The organism is Agrobacterium sp. 22-209-1, from assembly GCF_053522485.1.
On the sequence record NZ_JBNWCH010000007.1, the window covers coordinates 125,171 to 150,551 of the forward strand.

Consider the following 25,381-nt stretch of genomic DNA (forward strand, 5'->3'; position numbering starts at 1 on the left):
CTGCAAAGACAGCAAAGAACACGGCTGCAAGAATTCCAATCTCCATGAGCTTGTACTCCTTTTTTCACAAGGCTAACGCGCAATGCTTGAAGAAGTTTCATTTGACGACGGGCTGGCTGCCTACAACTTCGCCTATCTGGACGAACAGACCAAGCGAATGATCCGCCGGGCGATCCTGAAGGCCATCGCCATTCCCGGTTATCAGGTTCCCTTCGCTTCCCGCGAAATGCCCATGCCCTATGGCTGGGGCACCGGCGGTGTGCAGGTGACCGCCTCCATCCTCGGTCCTGATGATGTGCTGAAGGTGATCGACCAGGGCGCGGACGACACGACCAACGCCGTTTCCATCCGTGCCTTCTTCCAGAAGGTCGCGAATGTGGCGGTCACCACCCGCACGAAGGATGCAACGATCATCCAGACGCGGCACCGCATTCCGGAAGAGGAGCTGCATTCGGGCCAGGTTCTCGTTTATCAGGTTCCGATCCCCGAACCCCTGCGCTTCCTCGAGCCGCGCGAGACCGAGACCCGCGTCATGCATGCGCTTGAAGAATACGGCCTGATGCACGTCAAGCTTTATGAGGACATCGCCCGTAACGGCCGCATCTCCACCACCTATGCCTATCCGGTGAAGGTGGCCGGGCGCTACGTGATGGACCCCTCGCCCACGCCAAAATTCGACAATCCGAAAATGAACATGTCGGATGCATTGCAGCTGTTTGGCGCCGGGCGTGAAAAGCGCATCTATGCCGTGCCGCCCTATACCGATGTCGTTAGCCTCGACTTCGAAGATCACCCCTTCGAAATCCAGCGTTTCGACAAGCCCTGCGCGCTGTGCGGCGCGGAGAATGTCTATCTCGACGAGGTGGTGCTGGATGACAAGGGCGGGCGTATGTTCGTCTGCTCCGATACCGACCATTGCGAAGACCGCCGCGCCCATGGCCACAAAGGCCACCTGCTGGCGGATGTGAAGGAGGCCGCAGAATGAGCGACGCATCGCTTCTGAAAGTCCGGGACGTTTCCAAATATTATGGCGACCGCGCCGGCTGCCGCAACGTGTCCTTCGACCTCTATCCGGGCGAAGTGCTGGCGATCGTCGGTGAATCCGGTTCCGGCAAGACCACGTTGCTCAACTGCATTTCCACCCGGCTGATGCCCACCGCCGGCAGCGTGGAATATCGCATGCGCGACGGCTCGATGCGCGATCTCTACCATATGGGCGAGGCCGAACGGCGTTTTCTGATGCGCACCGACTGGGGGTTCGTGCACCAGAACCCGGCGGATGGACTGCGCATGGCGGTATCTGCCGGTGCCAATGTCGGCGAGCGGCTGATGGCGGTCGGCAACCGTCATTACGGCAACATCCGCCAATCGGCCAGTGAATGGCTGGAACGGGTGGAAATCGGCACCGACCGTATCGACGATCAGCCGCGCGCCTTTTCCGGCGGCATGCGCCAGCGCCTGCAGATCGCCCGCAACCTCGTCACATCGCCGCGCCTCGTCTTCATGGACGAACCGACCGGCGGCCTCGATGTCTCGGTACAGGCACGTCTGCTCGATCTGGTTCGCGGCCTCGTCAACGATCTCGGTCTTGCGGTCGTCGTGGTCACCCATGATCTCGCGGTGGCGCGACTTCTCTCTCACCGCATGATGGTGATGAAGGGTGGTGACGTCATCGAACATGGCCTCACCGACCGCGTGCTGGACGACCCGCGCGAGCCTTACACGCAATTGCTCGTTTCCTCCATCTTGCAGGTCTAGCCGCGCGATTCCGAAAAATGGTCCCCGGTTTTCGGACAAAATCACGCGCAGAAAGAAAGAACCCACCATGACGACGCCTCTCATCGTTTCGGAAGTCTTCAAAAGCTTCACCATGCATCTTCGCGACGGTATCGAGCTGCCAGTCGTTCGCGATGTCAATTTCTCCGTCTCTAGCGGCGAATGCGTCGTGCTCGGCGGCCCTTCGGGCATCGGCAAAAGCTCGATCCTGAAAATGCTCTATGGCAACTACGCCATCGACAGCGGGCAGATTCTCGTTCGTCATGAGGGCCAGGTCGTCGATATCGGCAATGCCTCGCCGCGCACGATCCTCGAAATACGCCACCGCACGATTGGTTATGTCAGCCAGTTCCTGCGCACCGTGCCACGCGTTCCAGCAATAGACGTCGTCGCCGAGCCGCTTTTTGCCCGCAAGGTTGCGGTCGAGGAGGCGCGCGAGCAGGCAGCGGCGCTGCTTTCGAAGCTCAACCTGCCGAAGGAATTATGGTCGCTGCCGCCGGCAACCTTTTCCGGCGGTGAGCAGCAGCGTGTGAATATCGCACGCGGTTTCATCACCGATCACGCCATCCTGCTTCTCGACGAACCCACCGCCTCACTGGATGCCGCCAATCGGCGGGTCGTCGTTGAGATGATCGCCGAAAAGAAGCGCAAGGGGACCGCCTTGCTTGGCATTTTCCATGACGAAGAAGTGCGCGAAGCCGTGGCCGACCGCATTCTCGACGTCTCGCAGTTCTCTCCGCGAAAGGCAGCGGCATGAGCGTCAAGGTCGGTCTCGAACCCGTCATCCACGAAAGTGCCCGCGTCACCAATTCCTCGATCGGCCGCTATACCGAAATTTCGGAGCGCTGCCGCCTTGAGGAGGTCGAGATGGACGATTACTCCTATGTCATGCAGGATGGCGCGATCTGGTGCGCCACCATCGGCAAATTCGTCAACATCGCCGCTTCCGTCCGCATCAACGCCACCAATCATCCGATGCAGCGGGCGACATTGCACCATTTCACCTATCGCGCCCGCAGCTACTGGGACGACGCCGAAGATGAAACAGATTTCTTCGCCGCCCGGCGTGCCAAACGGGTGGTGATCGGCCACGATGTCTGGATCGGCCACGGTGCGACCATCCTGCCCGGCGTCACGGTGGGGAACGGTGCAGTCGTCGGGGCCGGGGCGGTCGTTTCCAAAGATGTTGCGCCCTACACCATCGTCGGCGGCGTGCCCGCCCGGCTGATCCGCGAGCGTTTTACCGCGGAGCTTGGCAAGCGCATGGATGAACTGAATTGGTGGGATTGGGACCATGCGAGGCTGCGCAGCGCGCTGGATGATTTCCGCACACTCGCCGCCGAGGATTTCGTGGCGAAATATGGCGGGTAAACTCCCGCCTATACCGAAGCAATTGCAGTCCCGGGGTCATGTCCCGGGATTTCTGTTTGTCGGCTCCCGATATGCCACGCAGGATTTCCACCGCATGACAAGCCAGAAGAAAGGTTTGTCGGCGAACCCACGGGTGTCGTATCTGCGAATTATGTAATATTTTCTTCATCAAACTGACACTCACGCTTCACGCACCGCTGTTACGTCGAACCCCGTCAAAAGAAGATTGGACGGGGAAATGAGCTTTCACCTGAAGCAAGTCACGCGCCGTTTCGGCAACCACACTGCGGTCGATTCCGTAAATGTCGAGATACCGCAGGGTCAGATGGTCGGCGTGATCGGGCGCTCAGGTGCGGGAAAATCGACGCTGCTGCGCATGATCAATCGCCTCGTCGATCCGTCTTCGGGCTCCATTCATTTCAACGATACCGAAGTGTCTGCACTGAAGGGTGCTGCGCTCCGCAACTGGCAGCGCGACTGCGCCATGATCTTCCAGCAGTTCAATCTGGTGCCCCGCCTCGATGTGCTCACCAACGTCATGCTCGGCCGCCTCAACCACCGTTCAACGGCGCTCAGCCTTTTCAACATCTTCACCCATGAGGAGCGGCTGATGGCTATCGCCGCGCTCGAGCGGCTCGGCATCGAACATGTGGCGATGCAGGCGGCAGGCACGCTTTCCGGCGGCCAGCAGCAGCGCGTCGCCATTGCGCGTGCGTTGATGCAGTCTCCAAAGATGGTCCTGGCCGATGAACCGATCGCCTCCCTCGACCCCCTCAATGCCAAGATCGTGATGGACGCGCTGCGCGACATCAACGAGCGCGAAGGCATCACCGTCATCACCAACCTTCACACGCTGGATACGGCGCGCAATTATTGCGAACGCATCATCGGCATGTCGCAGGGCCGCGTCGTCTTCGATGGAACGCCCGCCGAGCTCACTGCTGCCGCCGTCACCGAAATCTACGGAACCGATTCGCAAGGCTCCGGCATCGACGAGACCATGACCTCGACCAGCATCAATATTCCCGGCGCGCAGCTTGCCGCGCGTCCGGTGCAGCAATCTGCCGGTCCCGAACCGCTCGCTCTCGCCGGGCTCTGAGGAACCGCTCAGCATCGTTTGCGCCCGCGTCAAGGGCCAATATTTCACAACAAACTCCGGCTCGCCGGGAAACAGGAGAAAGTCCATGTTGAAGAAAGTCCTTCTTTCGGCAGTCGCCCTTGGCGTTCTGGCCGGTTCCGCCATGGCTCAGGACGTCAAGGTTCTGCGCATCGGTCTCGACGGTTCCGAAAACGAAGCCGACCAGATCCGCAACACCAAGTGCGTTGCCGATGGCCTCAAGGCTGCAACCGGCGTTTCCGAAGTTCAGGTTTTCCCGTCGCCGGACTATAACGGCGTTATCCAGGGCCTGCTCGGCGGCACCATCGACATCGCTTCCATGGGCGCATCCTCCTACGCCAAGATCGCTCTGGCCGACCCGAAGGCTGTCGACCCGATCCTGACCACGGCCGGCGCTGACGGTTCGACCGGTTATTACACGATCATGGTTGCCCGTAAGGACAGCGGCATCAAGACGCTGGCAGACGCCAAGGGCAAGAAGATCGGCTTCGCCGACCCGGACTCCACCTCCGGCTTCCTCGTTCCGAACGTGGCCATCCCGAAGGAAACCGGTGTTCCGGTCAAGGAATACTTCTCCGAAACCGGCTTCGGCGGCGGCCATGAGAACCTCGTTCTCGCCGTTCTCGACAAGAAGTTCGACGTTGGCACCACCTTCGGTTCGGGCGTTGGCAAGTGGGAAGAAGGCTACACCGCCGGCAATCTCTACCAGATGGTCAAGAAGGGCAACCTCGACATGGACGATATCGTCGAAGTCTGGAAGTCGCCGCTGATCCCGAACGGTCCGCTGATGGTTACGAACAAGCTCGGCGACGCGATGAAGCAGAAGGTCGAAGACTTCTTCATGGAACTGCCGAAGAAGGATCTCGCATGCTTCCAGGGCTTCACCCAGGGCAAGAACACCGCCTACATCAAGGTCGATCCGTCCTTCTACCAGACGATCATCGACGCCCGTAAGTCCGTTATCGGCGGCTGATCCTCAGATCATATCCGGAAGCGGCGGTGCCCCACGGCGCCGCCGCTTTTGCCAATAAAGGAAAAGCGGCATGGCGACCACACTGCACAATGGTACCCTCTCGCCCGAGGGGTTGAGCGCATCGTCCAGGACGGTCATGCGCCATTATCAACAGCAGCTTGCGACACGACGAATCTATACCGTCATTTCGCTCGTGATCTTTCTCGTCATCCTCGCCGCCTCCCTGAATTTCGCCAATGCGGCCAATTCAGGCAAGTTTTTCGAGCGCCTGCCCTATTTCTTCGATTTCATGAAGACCTTCGTGCCCGATAGTCCGCTGGAAATCTTCCGGGCGATGTTCGACCTGCCGTCGCCCTATGCGGATGGTTCGCTGAAATATAACTACGTCGCGGATCGCGTTTACATCACCGACGGTTTCTACATCCCGCACTTCATCTACCAGCTGATCATCACGCTCAATATTGCGCTGGTCTCGACAATCATCGGCACGAGTTTCGCCTTCGTGCTCTGCTTCTTCGCCTCCACCAATCTCGTCGGCGCCGGGCTCGTGCGCTGGGTGGTTCGCCGGATTATGGAAGTGCTGCGCGCCTTTCCGGAAATCGTCGTCGCCGGGCTGCTGACCGCCATCCTCTCGATCGGACCGATCGCCGCCATTATTGCGATTTCGGTCCATACGATCGGTGCGCTGGGTAAGCTCTTCTTCGAAGTGGTGGAAAATGCCGATATGAAGCCGGACGAAGGCTTGCGTGCCGCCGGTGCCAACTGGCTGGAACGGGTGCGTTTCGCCATCGTGCCGCAGGTTCTGCCCAATTTCGTCTCCTATGCGCTGCTGCGCGCCGAAATCAACGTGCGCGCTTCCACCATCATCGGCGCTGTCGGCGGCGGTGGCATCGGCGAAGTCTTCCGCCTGTCGATCGGTAACGATCACGCGTCAAAGACCTATGCCATCATCATCCTTCTGCTGATCACCATCATTGCCGTCGACCAGTTTTCCAGCTGGCTGCGCCGCAGGCTGATCGGCCAACAATCCTTCGAATTCGGACGGGGAGCGGCCTGATGTCGTCCAGCTTCATTCTCAACACCGCCGACCGCGAAAGACTGACGGCTGCATATCCCGGCGTATTCAACCGCAGTTTCATGCAACGGTATGGCCTGCTCGTCGGCCTTCTTGCCGTCACCGCCTATCTCATTGGCTGCTTTTTCTTCTTCAATGTTGGACCGGCCTTCATGCAGGGGCGGTGGGATCGCGCTTCGAGCTATATTCAGGACTGGTACTCCTGGCGCGCCCAGCCGCGCCTGCGTTTCGAAGACGGCAAGGTTGAACCGCAATGGTCGAGCCGCGGACAATATCCGGTTGATGCAAAGATCGACTGGCTGCAGCCCCTGCCGGGTGGCGGTTACAGCGTCGTTTATAGGGGTATGGAAAACCGCCTCGACGTGACCCCGACTCAAGTGGATGTCTATATCGACGGCAGGAACTATCCAATTGTCATCAACGAAGACGGGGCTGTCGCACCACAGGGGATACCCGACGAAATCCAGCAGGACGGCAAGAAGGTCCTCGTCCATTATGGCTTTGCCGGTCAGGCAGAAATCCGTACCAGTCAGGTCTATGTCCAGCGCCGGTTCCTCGGATGGGCGAATTTCCTGTTCGACACCAAATCGGAATTCTGGGGCAAGGGTTATGGTGAGCTTGCGGCTCTCGCGCTCTGGGGAGAGCGGCTCGATCCCGCACGCTCCAATATCGGACATATGGTCGATGATTTCCTCGACAACAGCGTCTGGCAGCATGCCGATATTCTGTCCAAGCTGATGCAGACGCTGGTCATGGCCTTTGTGGGCACGCTGTTCGGCACGCTCGTCGCCCTGCCGCTCGCCTTCATCGCCGCCCGCAACATCACCGCCAACAGGGCAGCAAACTGGGGCATGAAACGTCTGTTCGACTTCCTGCGTTCCATCGACATGCTGATCTGGGCGCTGTTCTTCACCCGCAGCTTCGGTCCCGGACCGATCCCCGGCATTGCCGCGATCTTCTTCACCGATACCGGAGCGCTCGGCAAGGTCTATGCCGAGGCACTGGAAAATGTCGACGACAAGCAGCGCGAGGGCGTCAAGTCGGTCGGCGCATCCCCGATTGCAGTCAACCGCTTCGGTGTGTTGCCGCAGGTGTTACCGGTCTTCATTTCCCAATCACTGTATTTCTGGGAGAGCAACACCCGCTCCGCCACGATCATCGGCGCGGTGGGCGCCGGCGGCATCGGCCTGAAACTGCTAGAGGCGATGGGTACGAATGCCGACTGGGACAAGGTCGCTTATATGGTCCTGCTCATCCTCTTTGTCGTTTTCCTCTTCGACCACATCTCCAATTCTCTACGTTCGCGGCTGATCGGCAAAACACAACACTAAGTCTGAAGGGATGGAATGGCGAACGTCGTAACGATGTTCGTCCTCTCCGCGGAACACCCGCACAGTCCCGATTTATGCCGGTCGTCATCATCTCCGTCTGTGTCTTCAGCACATTCCGAAGCCTGCCGCATTTCCAATACGCTTTTTTCCCTCGGCATCATCATTCTGTCACGGAAACCAATTACCTCGCACTCCTGACCTTGCGGGAAGCCGGCGAGTCACGCCAAATAGCTTCTCATCCCTGGTCTCCCATGACACTGAAGAGTGCTTGCCGTGCGCTATGCCATCTATTTTTCTCCGGCTAAAGATCACCCGCTGACGGAGGCGGCGTCACGATGGCTGGGCCGCAACGCATTTTCCGGCACGCTGCATGACGACCACGACGACTATGCCGAGATCACGGAGGAGCCACGCCGTTACGGTTTCCACGCGACCCTGAAGGCTCCTTTCGAGCTTGCCGAAAAATACAGCGAAGCGGAACTGCTCACGGCCTTCGAAGATTTCGCGGCCAGCCAGTCCACCTTCGAAATTCCGCGCGTCGTCGTCGGTGCACTCGGGCCCTTTTTTGCACTGGTCCCGGACCGCACCTATCAGCCGCTGCAGGATTTTGCCGCCGAGATCGTCGATCATTTCGACCGGTTTCGCGCGCCCCTTTCAGAGACCGATATTGCCCGTCGGCGGCCACAGATGCTAACGGAGAGCCAGCGGCAGAATCTATCTCTCTGGGGTTATCCGCATGTCATGGATGATTTCCGTTTTCATATGACGCTGACCGGCCGCATCGACGAGAGCGAGCAGCCCGCCATGCACAAGGTGCTTTCGGCGCGGTTTTCCGAATTCACCGATCGACCCCTCAGCATTTCCGGCCTCGCCTTGTTCATTGAAGAAACGCGCGGCGCGCCATTTACCGTTCATAGCTGGCGCCCCCTTGGCCAGCCTCCAAAGAAAGATGCGACCCCATGACCGAGCACGCCCTTTCCAATGCCCGTATCGTTCTGGAAGACGATATTATTCTGGGCTCCGTCCTGATCCGTGACGGCAAGATCGCCGATATCAGCGCAGGCGCCTCCAAAACCGGCGAAGACCTGGAAGGTGATTATTTGATCCCGGGTCTGGTGGAACTGCATACCGACCATCTCGAGCAACATTATTCGCCGCGCCCCGGCGTGATCTGGGACAAAATCGCCGCCATTCAGGCCCATGACGCCCAGGTGGCAGCTTCCGGCATCACCACCGTATTCGACTGCCTGCGGCTCGGTTCGGATGAAGACGGCGGCTTCAAGAAGGGTGAAATGCGCGAAATGGCTGACGCCATCGAGGCCGCGGCCGATCAGAATCGCCTTCGTTCGGATCACCTGCTGCATCTGCGCTGTGAAGTCGCCTCCTCGGATGTACTAGAACATTTCGAAGACTTCGAAACCGATCCGCGCGTGCGGCTGATTTCCCTGATGGACCATTCCCCGGGGCAGCGCCAGTTCCAGTCGATGGATCAATATATATTCTATTACCAGAAGAAGCGCGGGCTGAGCGACGAGGCTTTCGCCGAGTTCGTGCGGCGCCGGCAGGCGGCGTCGGCCGAATATTCCGCCAAGCACCGCGATTATCTGGCCGCCCGCTGCGCCGAGCGCGGCATTACCGTAGCAAGCCATGACGACGCCACCGAAGCGCATGTCGGCGAGGCTATCGGCCACGGCGTGAAACTGGCGGAATTCCCCACCAGCGTCGAAGCCGCAAAAGCCTCGCACAGCGCCGGCATGAGCGTGCTGATGGGTGCCCCGAACATCGTTCGCGGCAAGTCCCACTCCGGCAACATAGCCGCCCGCGATCTTGCCGAGATCGGCGTTCTGGATGTTCTTTCTTCCGACTACGTGCCCTTCAGCCTACTCTTTGCGCCATTCCTGCTCGCCGATCAGGTGGAAGCCATCAGCCTGCCGGAAGCGCTGCGCATGGTCACCGCCACGCCGGCGCGCACCGTCGGCCTTCTTGATCGCGGTCGTATCGCGACGGGATTGCGGGCCGATCTGGTCCGGGTTCACCGCGAGGACGGTGTGCCGGTCGCCCGTTCCGTCTGGCGTCAGGGCAAGCGCGTGGCATGAACGATGATGGGCAGGATAATCGGCGCGAGCAATCGCCGGGTACGATGATCGTGGTTGTCGGCCCCAGTGGGGCCGGCAAGGATACGCTGATGGAGTACGCGGCAGCGCGATTGTGTGGACGGCCGGGCTTTCATTTCACCCGCCGCGTCATTACCCGCAGCGGCGATGCCGGAGGTGAAAACCACGATGCCGTTTCGATGCACGAGTTCAACCGGTTGGAAGATGCGGGCGCCTTCGCGGTATCCTGGCAGGCGCATGGGCTGAAATATGGCATCCCGGCCGCTGTCTACCATCATCTCAATGTGGGAGACGTGGTCATCGCCAACGGTTCACGTTCCGCCCTGCCGCAATTCGGAACCGCCTTTTCCCGTCTTAAGGTCGTGAATATCGTTGCCCGGCCGGATGTGCTGGCAAGGCGGCTGGAGCAGCGCGGGCGGGAAAGCCGGGACGATATTCTCCGGCGGCTGGAACGCAGCTCGCTGAACGTCAATGGAGATTTCGACGTTACGACCGTCGATAATAGCGGCGCTATCGAAGATGCCGGCCAAGCCATCATGCAGGTGCTGGAGCAAAGCGCAGACACCAATCGCACTTAAAATCCCGAAGCCGGGCTGCTCGACAAACGCTCTCTCAAAGCTTACCATCAGGCGACAATTTCCAAACATGGTACGCCAAGGCGAGGGATGCCCGAAAAGAGGGTCAGTGACGAGATAACTGTGGTGGCCGGTCTGGCTGCCGGCGTCAGCAATTATGCCCGGTCCCGGGGCATCGATATTGTGCCGATATGCGCGGCTTTGGACATTGATCCAGCCACATTCAGCAGCCTGACGGAACGCATCAGCCTCGATAGATTTTCCCGCCTGCTCGAAACCTGCGCACTGATTTCCGGCGACGACGCCTTCGGTCTGCAATGCGCCTCCACCTTTCCGGCGGGTGCATCCGGCGCGTTCGGATATGGGCTGATCAGCGCACCGACGGTACGGGCGTTCCTTCGTTTTCTTCAGGACCATGTTTATTACGCCACCAACAACAGCAATTTCACCATGGTAACGGATGCCACGCAGGTAACCCTGTCATGGTCCTTCGCGCCGGTTATCGCCAAACGCGATCAATATGTGGATTTGTCCCTTGCCGTCCTGGTGCAGCGTCTGCGTGATATTCTCGGAGACCGCATCAACCAGATAGAGATCGGTCTGGAGCGGCCGAAACCGAATAATATTCAGCTATTTAAAGAAAGAATGACCAGGCGCGTCAGTTTTTCCCAGCCGATCCATACCATGCGTCTTCCGATATCGCTTCTCGATGTGGTCAATCCGGTTGCGGATGAGCGGCTGTTCGAGTTGATGAACCTGCAGTGCCGCATGTTGCGACCGGAAACATCGGCGGATGCGACCCATTTCATTGATCAGGTAAAGCGGTACATGCAGATGCGCCTCTCGGATACCGAGCTTTCACTCGGTGAGATCGCTCCTTATTTCAACCTGTCGGAACGCAGTTTTCAACGGCGGCTCGCAGAGCTCGGCACCAATCTCAACGAGATAAAGGACGCCATTCGCAAAAATGCCGGTTTCAAGCTTCTCGTGGAAAGCGATCTTCCTGTCTCCGACATTAGTTACAGGCTCGGTTATTCGACGCCCGGTGCGTTTTCGCGTTCCGTCTCCCGCTGGTTCGGGGCGACCCCGACGGATATTCGCAAGAAACACGCGCATCATTCCGCCGGATAATACATGTTGACGGCATCAATATTTCGCAATGACGCATTAAGTTTAAGAAATATTTCGGCGACCATCGCAATATGTGCCGAAACATAACAGTAAAACGGAAAACTTGGCGCGCGATGTTATTCTATCGGTGAGGCATATCACCTATTAGAGCGCCGCATATCCCCAAGGCGTGACGAAAACATTCCAGGGCCTTGAAGCTGCATTTTCCGCAAGATCGATTTTGTCTCTGGCGATATCGGTGTCGCAGTTCCTCTCAATGCTCAAGAATAGAGCGGCCGCGCCGGGATCGGCTGGCTGGGAAGCCAGCTTTTATTGCGTAATTCCCAATGCCGGATGAAACCTATTGGCGAATTTAGCGTTTCTGTTCGCGTGTAGACAGAGCGGTAAACGAGCTGGTTTCGGGGAATGAATCATTGCCTGATCGTGCGTCGGAAAGGCCAATCTATTTTGAGGCTGAAAGAAAATGTCTTCAAATACACCGCATGAACATCGCCAAACGCGTGAAATTATCCTTTCGGAGCGTGAGCGGCATTATCTGGGTCTGGTCGCGAGGGGCAAGCATCCCTCCCATGTCGCCTTGATGACGGGTGCTGACGAGGCGGACGTAAAGGATACTCTTGAGCGCGTGCGACACAGGCTGGGTGCGGCCAATCTGCTGAACGCCGTCAGCATCGCATTGCTGCGCGGCCTGATCGAGCAAGAGGCATAGTCGCCGTTTATATTCAAGCTTACGCGAAACGTCTCCTTCCGTAAGCTGAAAACCGAATGAGCAGCTTTCTGCGTCAAAATCCTTCCATATCAGTGGCGGGATGGCGGACCAAAGCGGACCGGACATGATGCCCGGCCCTATCGACGCGAATGTAAAGCAGCCATGTACGGTTTGCCCGGCGGGTCATATTCGACCCGCCGGGTTTTTATCATCACATCAGAGCGATTGAATTTCGGCCAGAATATCGCTTTCGATCACGATGCCGCTTTCCAGTGCCTGTTTGCGAATCCCCTGACTGCGGCGGCCGGGCAGACGCACATTTTCCTGCTTTTCTATCTCGCCGGCGATAAGCGCCAGCCGCTCGGTAAAGGTCGCGCCGCCTGACGATACCGGGTCTATGGCGATGATCGTGTGGCCAAGAGAGGGTGGCGCTCCCTTGTCGTCCAGAAGCGAAGAAGCCTGGAATGCGAAGTTTCCGCCGGTAATCGCGGCGGCCATGATCTCCACCATCAATGCCAGCGCAGCGCCCTTGGCCTCGCCCGCGGGCACCATGGTTCCCTCTATTGCCTCTTCGGGATCGGTCGTCGGCCGGCCGTTTCGGTCGAGCGCCCAGTCGCCGGGTATCGCTTCACCCTTCTGGCGGGCGGCCATGATCTTCCCGCGAGCGACCTTGGAGAGCGCGAGATCGATGACCAGCGGATCGGCGCCGCTGACGGGCGTGGCGAAGGCGATTGGATTGGTTCCATAAAGCGGTTTGTTGCCGCCCCAGGGCGCCATGGATGCCGGCGCGTTGGCGAACATGAGTGCAACAAGGCCCATTTCGGCGATCCGCTCGACGGTCAGCGCCATAACGCCTGCATGATGGGAGCGGTGGATTGCGGCAAGCGCAATGCCCTGCTGCCGGGCCATTTCAGGCAATTCCTCGAGAGCGCAATCGATCGCCGGATAGGCATAACCGTGGTTGGCGTCAACCGAGAGTACGCCCGGCTTCACGCGGGTCGCTGCCGGACGCGCCTCGCCATCGACCTTTCCAACCCGCGCCTGCCGGACATAAACGGGGATACGGCGAAAACCGTGACCACCTTGACCGGCCGCCTCGGAGGCGACGAGTGCCTTTGCCACCGAACGGGCGTTTTGCGGCAGAACGCCGTTGCGCTCAAAGATAGAGGATACGAGATCCTCCGCCTCTGCGATTGAGAATTTCATTCCGGAATGCCTCTGCTCGTAAAGTCTCCAAGACCTACACCATCGAAAACATTCGCGAAATGTTATTCGCGCGCAAACCGCGCCGTACGCGCGGAATAGCGGGTGCGCCCCAAGCGGGACGGCCTAGCGGATGCTGATCGGCAGTGTGATCGTTTTGTTTGCGTCCGGAGGTGGAGCAGGCACAGGTGATGCGCTCTGAATCCATGCCGCAATCTGCTGGTCGATAGAGGAATCTCCCGTAGACTGCACAACGCTGACACCGCTGATGGCGCCAGCATCGTTGACCCGGAAGCGAACCGTCGCGGTCATAGCATCACTACGCAGAGACCGGGGCTTGCGCCGTTGAATATGCGAGCGGACCTTCGATCCCCATTTCGCCGGTGAGGCGGACGATGACGAGAAGAAGCCGGCGTTGCTGCGCGATGCCGCCGTCCGGTCGGACTGCTGCGCTTCAGCTTTTGCCGTTTCGCGAAAGTCCGAGGCCTGCTGCCGTTTGGGACGCTGGCGCTCGACCTTCTTTTTCTCTTCCGGCTCTTTCTTTTCCACCTTCTTTTCAACAGGTGGCGGCGGAGGACGCATGACGGGCAGAGGAACCTCGATATTGTCGAGTTCCGCCATCATCTGCTCCTGAACGGGATCGACCGGCTCGACGGGTTCGGGAATTTCCTGCGGTTCGACGATCTCCTCGACGGGCGGTTCGGGCAACTGCGCCGGCTCTGGCGGCGGCGTTTCCGCAACCGGCTCCGGTGGCGGCGGCGCTTCCGGAGCGGCTTCCTCCACCGGTTCGATGCTATCGCTCTTTACCTCTTCGGCGTCTTCGACATCCTGCGCCTGCGTCGTTTCTTCGGTGTGGACGGCTTCCGGTATCGCCGCCATTTCGATCATGATTGCGGCAGGTGGTGGCCCACCGGCATCCACCTCCTCGGGCTCCTGCATCAGATAATAGGCAAAACCGGCGTGAACGCCCAGCATGAGCAGCGCCGCGGCGGACCACAGCGTCACTTCCCCGAGACGGGAATGGCGGGCCTGCGGGTAGCCGTTTTCACTCATGGCGCGGTTCCCGGCGCTGCGGGTTGGCCAACGGTAGCGGGCTGCGATGCGGCAGCCGCGTTTTCCAGCCCTACAAGGGCGATCTTCAGATAGCCGGCATCTCTCAGCAGGTTCATGATTTCCATGAAGTGGCCGTAGTCGACGGCCTTGTCGGCCCGCAGGAAGATGCGCGTATCCTTCTTGCCGCCCGTCTGCCGGTCGATGGCGGCGGCCAATTCTTCGCGGGCAACCGCATCATTTCCCAGATTGAGCGACAGATCGTCCTTGACGGTCAGATAAAGCGGCTCTTCCGGGCGCTCCGCCGGTTTGGCAGTGGATGCCGGCAGATCGACATTCACATCGACGGTGGCGAGCGGCGCGGCCACCATGAAGATGATGAGCAAAACCAGCATCACGTCAATAAAGGGCGTGACATTGATCTCGTGGTTTTCGGAGAGATCGTCTCCGTTATTTTCGCGAATACCGCCAGCCATGGCCGATCACCGTCCAACCAGCGATACTGCGGGCTTGCTGGCGCTGCCCGGCGGAATGCGGCGGAAATCGAGGTCGCGGCTGACAAGGCGCTCCACGCCGGCTGCGGCATCCGCCAGCAGGTGGCGGTAACCGGTGATCGAGCGGGCGAAGACATTGTAGATGACGACAGCCGGAATAGCGGCGACAAGGCCGATGGCGGTGGCGAGCAGCGCTTCGGCAATGCCCGGCGCGACGACGGCAAGATTGGTCGTCTGCGATTCCGAAATGCTGATGAAGGAGTTCATGATGCCCCAGACGGTGCCGAACAGACCGACGAAGGGAGCAGTGGAACCGATGGTCGCCAGAACACCCGTCCCGCGCGACATGCGGCGGCCCGCATGGGTTTCGATACGCGAGAGCGCCGAAGAGACACGTTCCTTGATACCGCCGCCATCAGTATGGTCGACCACCGCATCGGAAAGCTGCATTTCATGGGTTGCCATGCGCAGCATCAAGGCTGCCGGACCGCCCTTCTTTTCAACCGCTTCGGTGGCCTCAGTCAGAGTTTTTGCCTTGCGAATGACCTTGAGCGTCGAGCCGGCGCGCACCCGAGCACCCGCAAGCTCGATAGACTTCGCGACCCAGACCGTCCAGGTGACCAGCGATGCGAAGGCAAGACCGATCATGACACCCTTCACGACCCAGTCGGCCGCCATAAACATGCCCCAGGGAGAAAGGTTGTGCGGGATATCCGCTCGATGTTCAGCGCTCGCGGGTTCGGTGCCGAGAGGCTCTATCGGGGTCGCGGCTTCATTCGGCGCGGTCGTCTGGCCCGTCTGTGCGGGTTGCTCGGTTTGCGCCGGCTGCGGCGCCAGGCCTTCGGCTCCCGGTGCGGTATTCGTCGCAGGCTGAGCGGGTGCAGACTGAACTGCTGCGGGCTGAGTTGACTGAGGCTGCGAGGGTGCGGTGGCAGCCGGCTGTCCCGGCGCCGTCGCGGAAGGCTGGACTGGCGCGGCGGCCGGAGCGCTCGGCGTTACAGGAGTTGTCGGCTGAACCGCTTCTGTTTGCGGTGCGGGCTGTGCCTGGGTTTCCGGTGCCGTCTGAGCGAAAACCGCGCCGGCACTCAAGCCGGCCAGCAAGGTGACAGCCATGGCAAGCGAGATATGCCTAGTTGTGTTTGCCTTGTTGAAGGATGCGGAAGAAGTTGAGGTCTCAGCTGACATAATTTTATCCCGGATTTCCGTCGATGAACTCATCCGCAGATTGACCGGTTCTTGAAAACCGGGGCCTTGAACGGATGCCGTCGTGAAAGCTTGACGTTCCGATAATAAACCTGAGTTCCTTTGGCAACTATTATATTGTCAAAAGACGACTCGTAAACTCTTCTTTACAAAAAATTGACCGATTGACGGCTTTCAGCTGTTCTGCGAGGGCGAAAACTGTGCGACGAGCGCATGGCGGTCACCAGGATAGGTGACACGGACGCGGGTGACATAATCCGCCCCATGCCACGTCCGTCGATCGATGACCAGACAGGCAGCACCGGAGGCAATACCAAGCGCCGCCGCATTTTTACGGTCGGCCGAAACAGCGCTGATGCGGTGTTCGGCAGCGCTCCAGGGCACCATTTTCAGCAGCCACGTCCCCGGCCCGATCTGTGAAAAATCCGCAGCTTCCGCATCCGGAACGGCGGTAACATTGATGATGCGTTCCTCAAGGCAAAAGGGAACGCCGCCAGCGAAATGCGTGCAGGTAAGTTCCAGGATCTGGGCGTCGGCAGCAAGCGCCATGGCCGCACCGTCTTTTTCCCCCGCAGGACGCAGCCGGCGTTTGTCGAGATGGTAACTGTAGACGAGACCCAGCGCCTGCACCTCCCGTTCAATATCGTGGATTTCCAGAACGGCGGATTGCGCATGGGGTTGGCGAACGAAAGTGCCAAGCCGGCGGCGTCTTTCGATGAGTCCGCGCTGCACCAATTCACCGAGAGCCTTGTTCACCGTCATGCGTGAACAGGCATATTGCCTGGTCATCTCATGTTCGAAGGGAATGCGATAACCCGGCGGCCATTCGCCCGACATGATGTGGCGCTCGACATCATTGCGGATGCGCTCATGCAACGATTTTTCTTGAAGATCGGCGCCAGCACTTCTCATCCCGATGCCTTTATCCTCCCCTTTCGCCTATCCATGGGCCGCAGCGGCAATCGCCTCACTGCGGATTTCCTCCGTAAGCTTCGCGCGCAGCTGCGAAAATTCCGGACTGGCCTTGATCGTGTAGTGACGCGGATGCGGCAGGTCGACCGGCGTGATCGACTTGATGCGACCCGGCCTTGCGGACATGGTCACCACACGCGACGCCATGAAGACCGCCTCTTCGATATCATGGGTGACGAAAATGACTGTCTTCTGCTCACGCTCCCATATGCCGAGCAGCAACTCCTGCATCAGACCGCGTGTCTGGTTGTCGAGAGCGCCGAAAGGCTCATCGAGCAGCAGAATTTTCGGGCCGTTCGCGAGCGCACGGGCAATGGCCGTTCTTTGCTGCATGCCGCCAGACAATTGTTTCGGCCAATGATTTTCGAAACCGCGCAGGCCGACCTTGTCGATATAGCTATCGACGATCTCCCATTTTTCCGTCTCGGCCACGCCGCGTTCGCGCAGGCCGAAGGCGACGTTTTCGCGGATCGTCAGCCAGGGAAACAGGGTGTAGGACTGGAACACCATCCCGCGATCCGCCCCCGGGCCCGTCACCGCCTTGCCGGACAGCAGGACTTCGCCGGTTGTCGGACGGTCGAGACCGGCGATGATGCGCAGCAAGGTGGATTTTCCGCATCCCGACGGGCCGAGGATGGTGACGAAATCATTGCGGGGGATTTCCAGATCGGTGGGCTGCAAGGCCAGTGTCGGCTGCCCGCCCTGCACGCCCGGAAAGGTGCGGCTGACGCCCTTGATAACGAGCTCGTTCATCAGGCAAGCCTCCAGGCGAAAAGCTTCCGGTTCAGCGATTTGAACGCGAAATCCGAAATAAGACCGATAATGCCGATGACGATGATGCCGAAGATGATCTGCCCGGTCGCCATCAGCGCCTGGCTGTTGATGATCATATAACCGATGCCCGAGGAGGCGCCGATCAGTTCCGCGACAATGACATAGGTCCAAGCCCAGCCGAGAACGAGACGGAGGATTTCCGCGATATCGGGCGCATTGGCAGGAATGAGAACACGGCGAACAACACCCCGATCCTTCGCACCCAGCGTATAGGCGGCCTCCACCAGATCACGCCGCGTGCCGGCGACAGCCACGGCCACCATCAGGATGATCTGGAAAACCGCGCCAATGAAGATCACCAGCAGCTTCTGCATCTCGCCGATGCCGGCCCAGAGAATGAGGAGCGGCACGAAAGCGGAAGCAGGCAGATAGCGCGCGAAGGAGACGAAAGGTTCCAGTAGCGCCTCAATGGGCTTATAGGCCCCCATGGCGATGCCGACCGGCACCGCGACGACCGAGGCCAGCACAAAACCGCCCACCACGCGCCAGATCGTCATGCCTATATCACTGGCAAACCCCTGATCGGTCAGCAGATAGATGCCGTCCTTCAGCATGGTGATGGGGTCAGCCAGAAAGGTCGGCGATACGAAACCGCCCAGCGTGGCAAAGCCCCAGGCGAAAAAAAACAGCACGAAGAACAGGATGCCGAGAGCAATTCTCGTGCTGTTCCTGATGGGTTGAAGAGGTTGCATCTGTCGCCTGTCCGGAAAACCGGCGCGGCACCTTTGCCGCGCCATTAGAACGCCATGCGCGTTTCGTGACGCACAATCGACGCACTCACCTGTCTTTGGCTGCTATATTCCCTGCAGGGAATGCGGCCGCCTTTTCTGTTACTTGATGAAGGACGTATCCGCGAGTGTCGAAAGATCGGGTTTCGACTTTATCACGCCGATTTCCAGCAGCAGATCCGCCGATTTTTCCGAGAATGTCTTGAATTCACCCTCGAAAAACTTCTGGTTGGCGGCCTTGTCCTGCCATTCGAGGAACTTTGCCGAAGCGGCAAAGGCCTCGCCGGTCTGCTTCACATCCGCCCCCATCGTCGCATAGGACTTTTCGGGATCGGCCTTGATGAGTTCGAGGGCCTGGAAATAGCTGTCCGCCAGGGCTTTCGCCGCCTGCGGATTGGCCTTCAGGAAATCCGGGGTGCAACCGAACGTATCCATGACGGCGGGATAATCCAGCGTCGTGGCAAGGATTTTACCCTTGTCAGGGGCGGCGCGGACAGTGGACAGATAGGGCTCGTAGGTCATGGCCGCGTCATTTTGACCGGCAACGAACGCCTGCGCGGCCGGCCCCGGTTCGAGGTTGACGACCTTGACGTCCTTCAGGGTGAGGCCGTTTTCCTTGAGGATCCAGGCAAGGAAGAAATAAGGCGAAGTGCCCGGCGCGGAAGCGGCAACCGTCTTGCCTTTCAGGTCTTCGACCTTTGCCACATCACTGCGCACGGCGATGCCATCGGCGCCATGCGATTTATCCATCTGGAAAATCTGGGTAGATTTCACGCCATTGGCGTTCCAGGCAATCCATGTTTCCACTGTGGTGGCTGCGCACTGGATGTCACCGGAAGCAAGAGCAAGATGGCGGCTCGCCTGCGGTATTTTCTTGATATCGACCTTGAGGCCATTCTTTTCGAAAATGCCGGCCTGTTTAGCGAGCGTCAGCGGCGCAAAACCGGTCCAGCCGGACATCCCGATCGTTACCGACGTCTCGGCATAGGCGGAAGCGGATGAAAAGAGCGCGGCGACTGTGGCGAGAACCCATGTTTTCTTCATGATCTGAACCCCTTTTGATTTATTTTTGTGCGATGTTGTTTTTCGCTTTATTTGAGGCATGGTAGGCAGGGATTTTGTATTTGTCTAGACAAAATAGAGGTTCCCGAGCGCCTCCAGAACGATTGCAAATGTACCGTCCGGCATTTTAGACATAGGATAACACGGCCCCATCCACAGGCCCGCCATTTTTCCATATCGAGCTCTCCATGACCAGACAAAGACGCCGCAGTATCATCAGGGCAAGGCGAACCGGAACCGGAATTGCGCTGGTTGCCGCCATTTCCTTCATCGCGGGCATGACGGATGCGGTGGGCCTGCATATTTCAGGTGACTTCGTGTCGTTCATGACCGGTAACACCACGCGCGCCGCAGTCTCGATGGAGGCTGGCCTCTATTCCCATGCCGCGAAGCTGCTTTTCGCAATCGTTGCCTTCGTGGCGGGCAATGCCGGCGGCATCGTGGTGGCGCATAAGTTCGACCGGCGCATCTTCGCCGTTCTGATGGCGGTGGGATTGCTGGTAACAATTGCCGCGCTGCTCGGCGGCGAGACGTCCGCTCTTGCGCAGTTTTACCTCGTCGTTTTCGCCATGGGCATGGTCAACGCCGCCGTTGAGCACATTGAGGGACTGCCGATCGGGCTTACCTATGTGACCGGCGCGCTTTCCCGCTTCGGCCGCGGCATCGGCCGCTTTCTTCTCGGCGAGCGGAGCCTCGACTGGGGCATTCAGATCGTGCCATGGCTTGGCATGATATGCGGCGCGATCTGCGGCGCCGTTCTCGCCGCCACGCTGCAATCGAATGCCCTTTGGGTGGTTGCGGCCACGGTTTTCACCGTCGCCATCGCCACCTTCATCATTCCGCGCTCGCTTCGCCAGCGCTACAATCAAAGGGTCAAAATCCGGCGAATTACGCCCTGAAAATCGTCGTCGTCACTTTCGCGAGATGGTGACGAATTTCGTGCCGCGGACCCGCACCGTCATCAGGCAGGGTTCCTTGTCGGTACGCTCGCAATAACGCGGATGCATCTTCAGCACGAAAACCATGTTGCCGAACCGCTTGATGAAATCATAACCGTAAATCCGGGCCGTCGCGATCATCAGATAGCCGCCCTCTTTCACCTGGACATAGAAATTATAGGGGCATCCCTCGTCGTCGCAGGCGCGGCCTTTTTCGCCGTCGCAATCCAGAACGCCATGATTGACAACGGCATCCATCAGCCCGTCATTGTTGATATCCAGCCGTGTAACGAAATCGTCGCCGAAAGCCGCCACCCTGCACTCGTTGCGGAAATGATCCTTCTCGTAAATCTCCGGATCGTTCACCAGCTGCTGCTGCGCCGCGAGCGCCACCGGGAACATCAAGAGAACCAGCGCCTGAAGAGCGGCAACGAGAGCGATTCGCACGGCATTTTCCTTTGCATCCGTTTGAGTTATGGATGTTGCGATCATCCGGGCGGCCAGCCTAGAGTTTAGTGCTTGCGCGACACTGACGTGTTCGCTGCCCGTGTTCCGGGAGGAACCTTTTCATGACACTTCTCGGTTTTCTCGATTATGCCGGCGTCGCCGTGTTTGCCGCAACCGGCGCACTCGCCGCCTCGCGCAAACAGCTGGATCTGATCGGCTTCCTGTTTTTCGCAGCCGCAACCGGCATCGGCGGCGGTACGGTGCGCGATCTGGTACTGGGCAGAACGCCAGTATTCTGGGTAATAAACCCCACCTATATTCTCGTCTGCGTCTCGGTCGCGGTTCTGCTGTTCTTCACCGCGCATCTTTTCGAATCCCGTTATCGCGTACTGATCTGGCTCGATGCCCTCGGCCTGTCCGCCTATTGCGTCATGGGAGCAGCCAAGGGCCTTGCCGCGAGCGGCTCGGCAACCGTCGCCATCGTCACAGGCGTTCTGACGGCGACATTCGGAGGGGTGCTGCGCGATATTATGGCCGGGGAGCCTTCCGTTCTGTTGCGCCCGGAAATCTATATCACCTGCGCGCTTCTGGGTTCCTCCACCTTCATTATCGTCTATTTCTTCGGCGCACCGCTTTATGCCGCATCCGCCGCGGGTTTCCTGACAGCCTTATCCGTGCGCTCCGGTGCGTTGCTGTTCGGCTGGACTTTCCCACCCTATAAGGCCAAGCCCGGCAGACGGCCGGAAGACGTGATGAAGTGACCTGTCGAAAGAGACGCTGAAAACAGAAATGGCGCCCTTCGGCGCCATTTTCATATCCGTCATCAGATAGAAGCGTCAGCCGCGCTTGCGGCGAAGGCGGATCACCACGTCCACATGGGCGATTTCCATGCCCTCGGGCGCTTCCGGCAAATTGTCGATCTGAAGATTGTTGACGGGAATATCGAGAACCTCGTTCTCACCTTCCACGAAGAAGTGATGGTGATCCGAGACGTTAGTATCGAAGTAGGTGCGCGCACCTTCGACGGCCAGAACTCGGATCAGGCCGGCTTCGGTAAACTGGTGCAGCGTGTTGTAGACCGTGGCGAGAGAAACGGGCACGCCAGCGGTGACCGCCTCGTCATGCAGCTCCTCGACCGTCAGGTGGCGATCACCCTTTGCGAAGAGAAGATCGCCCAAAGCAACGCGCTGGCGCGTGGGCCGCAGCCCCGAGCGCCGCAGCCTCGTTCCGATATCCAATGTGGCGTCAAATGCCATGCCATCCCATTCCAAACAGGGGTATGAAACCCGTCAATTGCAATAGCATATATCTTTTGCAGGGATTGCTTTCAATAGTTTCAGCGCCGCTGCGTGTCGCAAATGGCTGCAAACCGGCCATTCCTGCAAATTTCCTCTGGTTCCAGCCGGATGGTTCCTGTATGCGGACGGCATATTGAGGTAATGACTTCGGCAAAGAAGGTTCTGAAGACAAAGAATGGGGGCGAAACCGCCTCTGCCCTTGCAGCGCTTCATTTTGAACCTAACTTGCTCTAGTGAAGTCGATCAACACCAGTGATTGGGGAAGTGAAAGCGGTATGGCAACGAGGCAATCAAGTTACAATTACGAGGAGATCCTGTCCTGCGGTCGCGGCGAATTGTTCGGCCCGGGAAATGCACAGCTCCCATTGCCCCCCATGCTCATGGTCCATCGCATCACCGAAATTTCCGAAACCGGTGGCGCGTTCGATAAAGGTTTCATCCGCGCCGAATACGATGTCAGCCCCGACGACTGGTATTTCCCCTGCCATTTCCAGGGCAACCCGATCATGCCGGGCTGCCTCGGCCTTGACGGCATGTGGCAGCTGACCGGCTTCTTCCTCGGCTGGCTTGGCGAAGAAGGCCGCGGCATGGCGCTTTCCACCGGCGAAGTGAAATTCAAGGGCATGGTTCGCCCTCACACCAAGCTCCTGCAATATGGTATTGATTTCAAGCGCGTGATGCGCGGCCGTCTGGTGCTTGGCACCGCCGATGGCTGGCTGAAGGCGGATGGTGAAACCATTTATCAGGCATCGGATCTGCGGGTCGGCCTGTCCAAGGAAAAGTCTGCCTGAGGCAGACGAAATAATCGAGACAAACGCCGGACGGCCTTAAGTCGCCCAGCCGAAATCTAAAGAAAAGGTCCCTTTGATGAGACGAGTTGTTGTCACCGGCCTCGGTATTGTTTCCTCCATCGGCGGTGATGCCGCTGAGGTCACCGCGTCGCTGCGCAATGCCAAATCCGGCATTTCTTTTTCGCCGGATTTTGCCGAACACGGTTTCAAGTGCCAGGTCTGGGGCAAGCCGTCTCTGGACCCCACCGATCTGGTCGATCGTCGCGCCATGCGCTTCCTGTCGCAAGGCGGCGCTTGGAACCACGTCGCCATGAAGCAGGCAATCGCCGATTCCGGTCTCGAGGAGAGCGACATCAGCGGCAATGAGCGCACCGGCATCATCATGGGTTCGGGCGGTCCTTCCACCCGCACCATCGTTGAGGCCGCCGATATCACGCTGAAGAACAACAGCCCGAAGCGCATCGGTCCCTTTGCCGTGCCGAAGGCCATGTCCTCCACCGCTTCGGCCACGCTCGCGACCTGGTTCAAGATCCACGGTGTCAACTACTCCATCTCTTCGGCCTGCTCCACCTCGGCGCACTGCATTGGCAATGCCGCCGAAATGATCCAGTGGGGCAAGCAGGACGTGATGTTCGCCGGCGGCCACGAGGATCTCGACTGGTCGATGTCGAACCTTTTCGACGCCATGGGCGCGATGTCGTCCAAATACAACGAAACACCCGACGTCGCCTCGCGCGCCTATGACGTCAACCGCGACGGCTTCGTCATCGCCGGCGGTGCGGGCGTTCTGGTTCTGGAAGAGCTGGAGCATGCGAAGGCACGCGGTGCAAAAATCTATGCCGAAATTGTCGGTTATGGCGCGACCTCGGACGGTTACGACATGGTTGCCCCGTCAGGCGAAGGTGCGATCCGCTGCATGCGGCAGGCGCTTGCCACCGTGAAGGGCGACATTGACTACATCAATACCCACGGCACCTCGACGCCGGTCGGCGACAGCAAGGAAATCGGCGCGATCCGCGAAGTTTTCGGCGACAAGATCCCCCACATCCAGTCGACCAAGTCTCTCACCGGCCATTCGCTGGGTGCGGCCGGCGTGCAGGAATCGATCTACGGCCTCTTGATGATGCAGGAACGCTTCATCGGCGAGAGCGCGCATATTTCCGAGCTCGATCCGGAATTTGCGGGCGTTCCGATCGTTCGCAGCCGCATCGACAACGCCAAGATCGACACCATCCTTTCCAATTCCTTCGGCTTCGGCGGCACCAACGCCACGCTCGTCTTCCAGCGTCATAACGGATAATTGCCCATGAACGGCATCATGCAGGGTAAACGCGGCCTCATCATGGGCGTCGCAAATAATCATTCGATCGCCTGGGGTATCTCCAAGGCGCTTGCAGCACAGGGCGCGGAGCTGGCTTTCACCTATCAGGGGGAAGCGCTCGGCAAGCGCGTGAAACCGCTCGCCGCCGAACTCGGTTCCGATTTCATCGTGCCATGCGATGTCGAGGATATCGCCTCGGTCGACGCCTTGTTCGCGACCATCCGCGAAAAATGGGGCTCGCTGGATTTCATCGTCCATGCCATCGGCTTTTCCGACAAGAACGAGCTGAAAGGCCTCTACGCGGATACGACGCGCGAGAATTTCAGCCGCACCATGGTCATCTCCTGCTTCTCCTTCACGGAAATCGCCAAGCGCGCTGCTGAGTTGATGACCAATGGTGGCTCCATGCTGACGCTGACCTATAATGGTTCGCAGCGCGTCATTCCGAACTACAATGTCATGGGCGTCGCCAAGGCGGCTCTCGAGGCGTCCGTGCGTTATCTCGCCGCCGATTACGGCCCGCGCGATATCCGCGTCAACGCCATTTCGGCCGGCCCGGTCCGGACGCTGGCAGGTGCCGGCATCTCGGATGCACGCGCTATCTACGCGTGGAACCAGAAAAACGCACCGCTGCGGCGGACGGCTGACATCGACGATATCGGCGGGTCCGCACTTTATCTGCTGTCCAGCCTGTCGCGCGGCGTGACCGGCGAATGTCATTACGTGGATTGCGGTTACAATATCACCTCGACACCCACGCTTGAGGTTCTCTCCAAGGCAGACGCGGAATAAGCCTACCTTTCGCAATCAACAAAGCCCGGCCCTGTGCCGGGCTTTTTATGCGTCGTATCGATTTTGGAAATCACTA

General features: G+C 59.1%; 28 protein-coding genes. 18 read left to right on the forward strand and 10 right to left on the reverse strand.

The window, feature by feature from the left end; all coding sequences use genetic code 11:
• Positions 1–82: 82 nt before the first annotated feature.
• The 13 genes from ACQZ48_RS16705 to ACQZ48_RS16765 all read left to right on the forward strand — a co-directional run bounded on the left by ACQZ48_RS16705 (position 83) and on the right by ACQZ48_RS16765 (position 12,172).
• Complete coding sequence (locus tag ACQZ48_RS16705; RefSeq protein ID WP_077984531.1) at positions 83–985, forward strand: alpha-D-ribose 1-methylphosphonate 5-phosphate C-P-lyase PhnJ; 903 nt, start codon at positions 83–85, stop codon at positions 983–985.
• Positions 982–1,758, forward strand: a complete 777-nt coding sequence (gene phnK / locus ACQZ48_RS16710; RefSeq protein WP_191217302.1) for a phosphonate C-P lyase system protein PhnK — start codon at positions 982–984, stop codon at positions 1,756–1,758. Before ACQZ48_RS16705 ends, phnK begins: the two co-directional genes overlap by 4 nt.
• Before the next feature lie 67 nt (positions 1,759–1,825).
• On the forward strand, positions 1,826–2,533 hold the full coding sequence (gene phnL / locus ACQZ48_RS16715; RefSeq protein WP_142913772.1) for a phosphonate C-P lyase system protein PhnL: 708 nt from the start codon (positions 1,826–1,828) through the stop codon (positions 2,531–2,533).
• A complete protein-coding gene (locus ACQZ48_RS16720) occupies positions 2,530–3,147 on the forward strand; it encodes a DapH/DapD/GlmU-related protein (protein ID WP_191217301.1) in 618 nt (205 codons plus the stop codon). The genes phnL and ACQZ48_RS16720 overlap by 4 nt, the downstream gene beginning before the upstream one ends.
• A 238-nt stretch (positions 3,148–3,385) precedes the next feature.
• Positions 3,386–4,246 (forward strand): phosphonate ABC transporter ATP-binding protein, encoded by an 861-nt coding sequence (gene phnC / locus ACQZ48_RS16725; RefSeq protein WP_077984535.1) that lies wholly within the window; start codon positions 3,386–3,388, stop codon positions 4,244–4,246.
• 85 nt (positions 4,247–4,331) lie between these two features.
• Entirely contained in the window at positions 4,332–5,237 is a 906-nt protein-coding gene (gene phnD, locus ACQZ48_RS16730; protein WP_065114564.1) for a phosphonate ABC transporter substrate-binding protein, read from the forward strand.
• A 70-nt stretch (positions 5,238–5,307) separates the two neighbouring features.
• Positions 5,308–6,294 (forward strand): phosphonate ABC transporter, permease protein PhnE, encoded by a 987-nt coding sequence (phnE, locus tag ACQZ48_RS16735; RefSeq protein WP_142913774.1) that lies wholly within the window; start codon positions 5,308–5,310, stop codon positions 6,292–6,294.
• Positions 6,294–7,643, forward strand: a complete 1,350-nt coding sequence (gene phnE, locus ACQZ48_RS16740) for a phosphonate ABC transporter, permease protein PhnE (protein ID WP_191217300.1) — start codon at positions 6,294–6,296, stop codon at positions 7,641–7,643. Before phnE (ACQZ48_RS16735) ends, phnE (ACQZ48_RS16740) begins: the two co-directional genes overlap by 1 nt.
• A 264-nt stretch (positions 7,644–7,907) precedes the next feature.
• Positions 7,908–8,606: a DUF1045 domain-containing protein gene (locus tag ACQZ48_RS16745; protein ID WP_170985425.1), complete on the forward strand. Its 699-nt coding sequence runs from the start codon at positions 7,908–7,910 to the stop codon at positions 8,604–8,606.
• Positions 8,603–9,739 (forward strand): alpha-D-ribose 1-methylphosphonate 5-triphosphate diphosphatase, encoded by a 1,137-nt coding sequence (locus ACQZ48_RS16750; protein WP_077984538.1) that lies wholly within the window; start codon positions 8,603–8,605, stop codon positions 9,737–9,739. The genes ACQZ48_RS16745 and ACQZ48_RS16750 overlap by 4 nt, the downstream gene beginning before the upstream one ends.
• Positions 9,736–10,335: a phosphonate metabolism protein/1,5-bisphosphokinase (PRPP-forming) PhnN gene (gene phnN, locus ACQZ48_RS16755; protein ID WP_165691305.1), complete on the forward strand. Its 600-nt coding sequence runs from the start codon at positions 9,736–9,738 to the stop codon at positions 10,333–10,335. The genes ACQZ48_RS16750 and phnN overlap by 4 nt, the downstream gene beginning before the upstream one ends.
• An 87-nt stretch (positions 10,336–10,422) precedes the next feature.
• On the forward strand, positions 10,423–11,463 hold the full coding sequence (locus ACQZ48_RS16760; protein WP_448729046.1) for an AraC family transcriptional regulator ligand-binding domain-containing protein: 1,041 nt from the start codon (positions 10,423–10,425) through the stop codon (positions 11,461–11,463).
• A gap of 463 nt (positions 11,464–11,926) precedes the next feature.
• Complete coding sequence (locus ACQZ48_RS16765) at positions 11,927–12,172, forward strand: helix-turn-helix domain-containing protein (protein WP_077984540.1); 246 nt, start codon at positions 11,927–11,929, stop codon at positions 12,170–12,172.
• 216 nt (positions 12,173–12,388) lie between these two features.
• Here ACQZ48_RS16765 and ACQZ48_RS16770 read toward each other — a convergent pair whose 3' ends face one another.
• From ACQZ48_RS16770 to ACQZ48_RS16805, 8 genes are all read right to left on the reverse strand, one after another.
• Positions 12,389–13,378: an Ldh family oxidoreductase gene (locus tag ACQZ48_RS16770; protein WP_269826183.1), complete on the reverse strand. Its 990-nt coding sequence runs from the start codon at positions 13,376–13,378 to the stop codon at positions 12,389–12,391.
• Between the two features lie 123 nt (positions 13,379–13,501).
• Positions 13,502–14,428, reverse strand: a complete 927-nt coding sequence (locus tag ACQZ48_RS16775) for a TonB family protein (protein WP_448729047.1) — start codon at positions 14,426–14,428, stop codon at positions 13,502–13,504.
• A complete protein-coding gene (exbD, locus tag ACQZ48_RS16780; RefSeq protein ID WP_077984543.1) occupies positions 14,425–14,901 on the reverse strand; it encodes a TonB system transport protein ExbD in 477 nt (158 codons plus the stop codon). Before exbD ends, ACQZ48_RS16775 begins: the two co-directional genes overlap by 4 nt.
• A 6-nt stretch (positions 14,902–14,907) precedes the next feature.
• Positions 14,908–16,104 carry a tonB-system energizer ExbB gene (gene exbB / locus ACQZ48_RS16785; protein WP_191217296.1) on the reverse strand — a complete coding sequence of 399 codons (1,197 nt, stop codon included), beginning with the start codon at positions 16,102–16,104 and terminating at the stop codon, positions 14,908–14,910.
• Between the two features lie 192 nt (positions 16,105–16,296).
• Positions 16,297–17,034, reverse strand: a complete 738-nt coding sequence (gene hutC, locus ACQZ48_RS16790) for a histidine utilization repressor (protein WP_077984544.1) — start codon at positions 17,032–17,034, stop codon at positions 16,297–16,299.
• Between the two features lie 27 nt (positions 17,035–17,061).
• The gene (locus ACQZ48_RS16795; RefSeq protein WP_142913779.1) at positions 17,062–17,847 is read right to left on the reverse strand and encodes an ABC transporter ATP-binding protein; all 786 of its coding nucleotides are present in this window, start codon (positions 17,845–17,847) and stop codon (positions 17,062–17,064) included.
• Positions 17,847–18,620 carry an ABC transporter permease gene (locus tag ACQZ48_RS16800; RefSeq protein ID WP_142913780.1) on the reverse strand — a complete coding sequence of 258 codons (774 nt, stop codon included), beginning with the start codon at positions 18,618–18,620 and terminating at the stop codon, positions 17,847–17,849. Before ACQZ48_RS16800 ends, ACQZ48_RS16795 begins: the two co-directional genes overlap by 1 nt.
• Positions 18,621–18,758: 138 nt before the next feature.
• On the reverse strand, positions 18,759–19,700 hold the full coding sequence (locus ACQZ48_RS16805; protein ID WP_162520586.1) for an ABC transporter substrate-binding protein: 942 nt from the start codon (positions 19,698–19,700) through the stop codon (positions 18,759–18,761).
• A gap of 206 nt (positions 19,701–19,906) precedes the next feature.
• Between ACQZ48_RS16805 and ACQZ48_RS16810 the strand changes: the two genes are divergently transcribed.
• A complete protein-coding gene (locus ACQZ48_RS16810) occupies positions 19,907–20,617 on the forward strand; it encodes a YoaK family protein (RefSeq protein ID WP_137409569.1) in 711 nt (236 codons plus the stop codon).
• Positions 20,618–20,629: 12 nt separating this feature from the next.
• On the opposite strand, the gene ACQZ48_RS16815 is transcribed toward ACQZ48_RS16810, so the two are convergent.
• A complete protein-coding gene (locus ACQZ48_RS16815) occupies positions 20,630–21,148 on the reverse strand; it encodes a hypothetical protein (RefSeq protein WP_137409568.1) in 519 nt (172 codons plus the stop codon).
• Between the two features lie 77 nt (positions 21,149–21,225).
• Here ACQZ48_RS16815 and ACQZ48_RS16820 point away from each other — a divergent pair, with 77 nt between their 5' ends.
• Positions 21,226–21,864, forward strand: coding sequence for a trimeric intracellular cation channel family protein (locus tag ACQZ48_RS16820; protein ID WP_077984550.1), 639 nt, complete (start codon positions 21,226–21,228; stop codon positions 21,862–21,864).
• A gap of 75 nt (positions 21,865–21,939) precedes the next feature.
• Here ACQZ48_RS16820 and irrA read toward each other — a convergent pair whose 3' ends face one another.
• On the reverse strand, positions 21,940–22,359 hold the full coding sequence (gene irrA / locus ACQZ48_RS16825; protein WP_003507276.1) for an iron response transcriptional regulator IrrA: 420 nt from the start codon (positions 22,357–22,359) through the stop codon (positions 21,940–21,942).
• Positions 22,360–22,676: 317 nt separating this feature from the next.
• Here irrA and fabA point away from each other — a divergent pair, with 317 nt between their 5' ends.
• The 3 genes from fabA (at position 22,677) to fabI (ending at position 25,305) form a co-directional block, all read left to right on the forward strand.
• Positions 22,677–23,192 carry a 3-hydroxyacyl-[acyl-carrier-protein] dehydratase FabA gene (fabA, locus tag ACQZ48_RS16830; RefSeq protein WP_077984552.1) on the forward strand — a complete coding sequence of 172 codons (516 nt, stop codon included), beginning with the start codon at positions 22,677–22,679 and terminating at the stop codon, positions 23,190–23,192.
• Positions 23,193–23,268: 76 nt separating this feature from the next.
• Positions 23,269–24,492: a beta-ketoacyl-ACP synthase I gene (gene fabB, locus ACQZ48_RS16835; protein ID WP_137409567.1), complete on the forward strand. Its 1,224-nt coding sequence runs from the start codon at positions 23,269–23,271 to the stop codon at positions 24,490–24,492.
• 6 nt (positions 24,493–24,498) lie between these two features.
• The gene (fabI, locus tag ACQZ48_RS16840; protein ID WP_077984554.1) at positions 24,499–25,305 is read left to right on the forward strand and encodes an enoyl-ACP reductase FabI; all 807 of its coding nucleotides are present in this window, start codon (positions 24,499–24,501) and stop codon (positions 25,303–25,305) included.
• Positions 25,306–25,381 lie beyond the last annotated feature (76 nt).

What these genes read in the sequence shown, in the direction of transcription:
- ACQZ48_RS16705 (WP_077984531.1), top strand. Translation starts at nt 83, where the DNA reads ATGCTTGAAGAAGTTTCATTTGACGACGGGCTGGCTGCCTACAACTTC.
- phnK (WP_191217302.1), top strand. Translation starts at nt 982, where the DNA reads ATGAGCGACGCATCGCTTCTGAAAGTCCGGGACGTTTCCAAATATTAT.
- phnL (WP_142913772.1), top strand. Translation starts at nt 1,826, where the DNA reads ATGACGACGCCTCTCATCGTTTCGGAAGTCTTCAAAAGCTTCACCATG.
- ACQZ48_RS16720 (WP_191217301.1), top strand. Translation starts at nt 2,530, where the DNA reads ATGAGCGTCAAGGTCGGTCTCGAACCCGTCATCCACGAAAGTGCCCGC.
- phnC (WP_077984535.1), top strand. Translation starts at nt 3,386, where the DNA reads ATGAGCTTTCACCTGAAGCAAGTCACGCGCCGTTTCGGCAACCACACT.
- phnD (WP_065114564.1), top strand. Translation starts at nt 4,332, where the DNA reads ATGTTGAAGAAAGTCCTTCTTTCGGCAGTCGCCCTTGGCGTTCTGGCC.
- phnE (WP_142913774.1), top strand. Translation starts at nt 5,308, where the DNA reads ATGGCGACCACACTGCACAATGGTACCCTCTCGCCCGAGGGGTTGAGC.
- phnE (WP_191217300.1), top strand. Translation starts at nt 6,294, where the DNA reads ATGTCGTCCAGCTTCATTCTCAACACCGCCGACCGCGAAAGACTGACG.
- ACQZ48_RS16750 (WP_077984538.1), top strand. Translation starts at nt 8,603, where the DNA reads ATGACCGAGCACGCCCTTTCCAATGCCCGTATCGTTCTGGAAGACGAT.
- phnN (WP_165691305.1), top strand. Translation starts at nt 9,736, where the DNA reads ATGAACGATGATGGGCAGGATAATCGGCGCGAGCAATCGCCGGGTACG.
- ACQZ48_RS16760 (WP_448729046.1), top strand. Translation starts at nt 10,423, where the DNA reads ATGCCCGAAAAGAGGGTCAGTGACGAGATAACTGTGGTGGCCGGTCTG.
- ACQZ48_RS16765 (WP_077984540.1), top strand. Translation starts at nt 11,927, where the DNA reads ATGTCTTCAAATACACCGCATGAACATCGCCAAACGCGTGAAATTATC.
- ACQZ48_RS16770 (WP_269826183.1), bottom strand. Translation starts at nt 13,378, where the DNA reads ATGAAATTCTCAATCGCAGAGGCGGAGGATCTCGTATCCTCTATCTTT.
- ACQZ48_RS16775 (WP_448729047.1), bottom strand. Translation starts at nt 14,428, where the DNA reads ATGAGTGAAAACGGCTACCCGCAGGCCCGCCATTCCCGTCTCGGGGAA.
- exbD (WP_077984543.1), bottom strand. Translation starts at nt 14,901, where the DNA reads ATGGCTGGCGGTATTCGCGAAAATAACGGAGACGATCTCTCCGAAAAC.
- exbB (WP_191217296.1), bottom strand. Translation starts at nt 16,104, where the DNA reads ATGTCAGCTGAGACCTCAACTTCTTCCGCATCCTTCAACAAGGCAAAC.
- hutC (WP_077984544.1), bottom strand. Translation starts at nt 17,034, where the DNA reads ATGAGAAGTGCTGGCGCCGATCTTCAAGAAAAATCGTTGCATGAGCGC.
- ACQZ48_RS16795 (WP_142913779.1), bottom strand. Translation starts at nt 17,847, where the DNA reads ATGAACGAGCTCGTTATCAAGGGCGTCAGCCGCACCTTTCCGGGCGTG.
- ACQZ48_RS16800 (WP_142913780.1), bottom strand. Translation starts at nt 18,620, where the DNA reads ATGCAACCTCTTCAACCCATCAGGAACAGCACGAGAATTGCTCTCGGC.
- ACQZ48_RS16805 (WP_162520586.1), bottom strand. Translation starts at nt 19,700, where the DNA reads ATGAAGAAAACATGGGTTCTCGCCACAGTCGCCGCGCTCTTTTCATCC.
- ACQZ48_RS16810 (WP_137409569.1), top strand. Translation starts at nt 19,907, where the DNA reads ATGACCAGACAAAGACGCCGCAGTATCATCAGGGCAAGGCGAACCGGA.
- ACQZ48_RS16815 (WP_137409568.1), bottom strand. Translation starts at nt 21,148, where the DNA reads ATGATCGCAACATCCATAACTCAAACGGATGCAAAGGAAAATGCCGTG.
- ACQZ48_RS16820 (WP_077984550.1), top strand. Translation starts at nt 21,226, where the DNA reads ATGACACTTCTCGGTTTTCTCGATTATGCCGGCGTCGCCGTGTTTGCC.
- irrA (WP_003507276.1), bottom strand. Translation starts at nt 22,359, where the DNA reads ATGGCATTTGACGCCACATTGGATATCGGAACGAGGCTGCGGCGCTCG.
- fabA (WP_077984552.1), top strand. Translation starts at nt 22,677, where the DNA reads ATGGCAACGAGGCAATCAAGTTACAATTACGAGGAGATCCTGTCCTGC.
- fabB (WP_137409567.1), top strand. Translation starts at nt 23,269, where the DNA reads ATGAGACGAGTTGTTGTCACCGGCCTCGGTATTGTTTCCTCCATCGGC.
- fabI (WP_077984554.1), top strand. Translation starts at nt 24,499, where the DNA reads ATGAACGGCATCATGCAGGGTAAACGCGGCCTCATCATGGGCGTCGCA.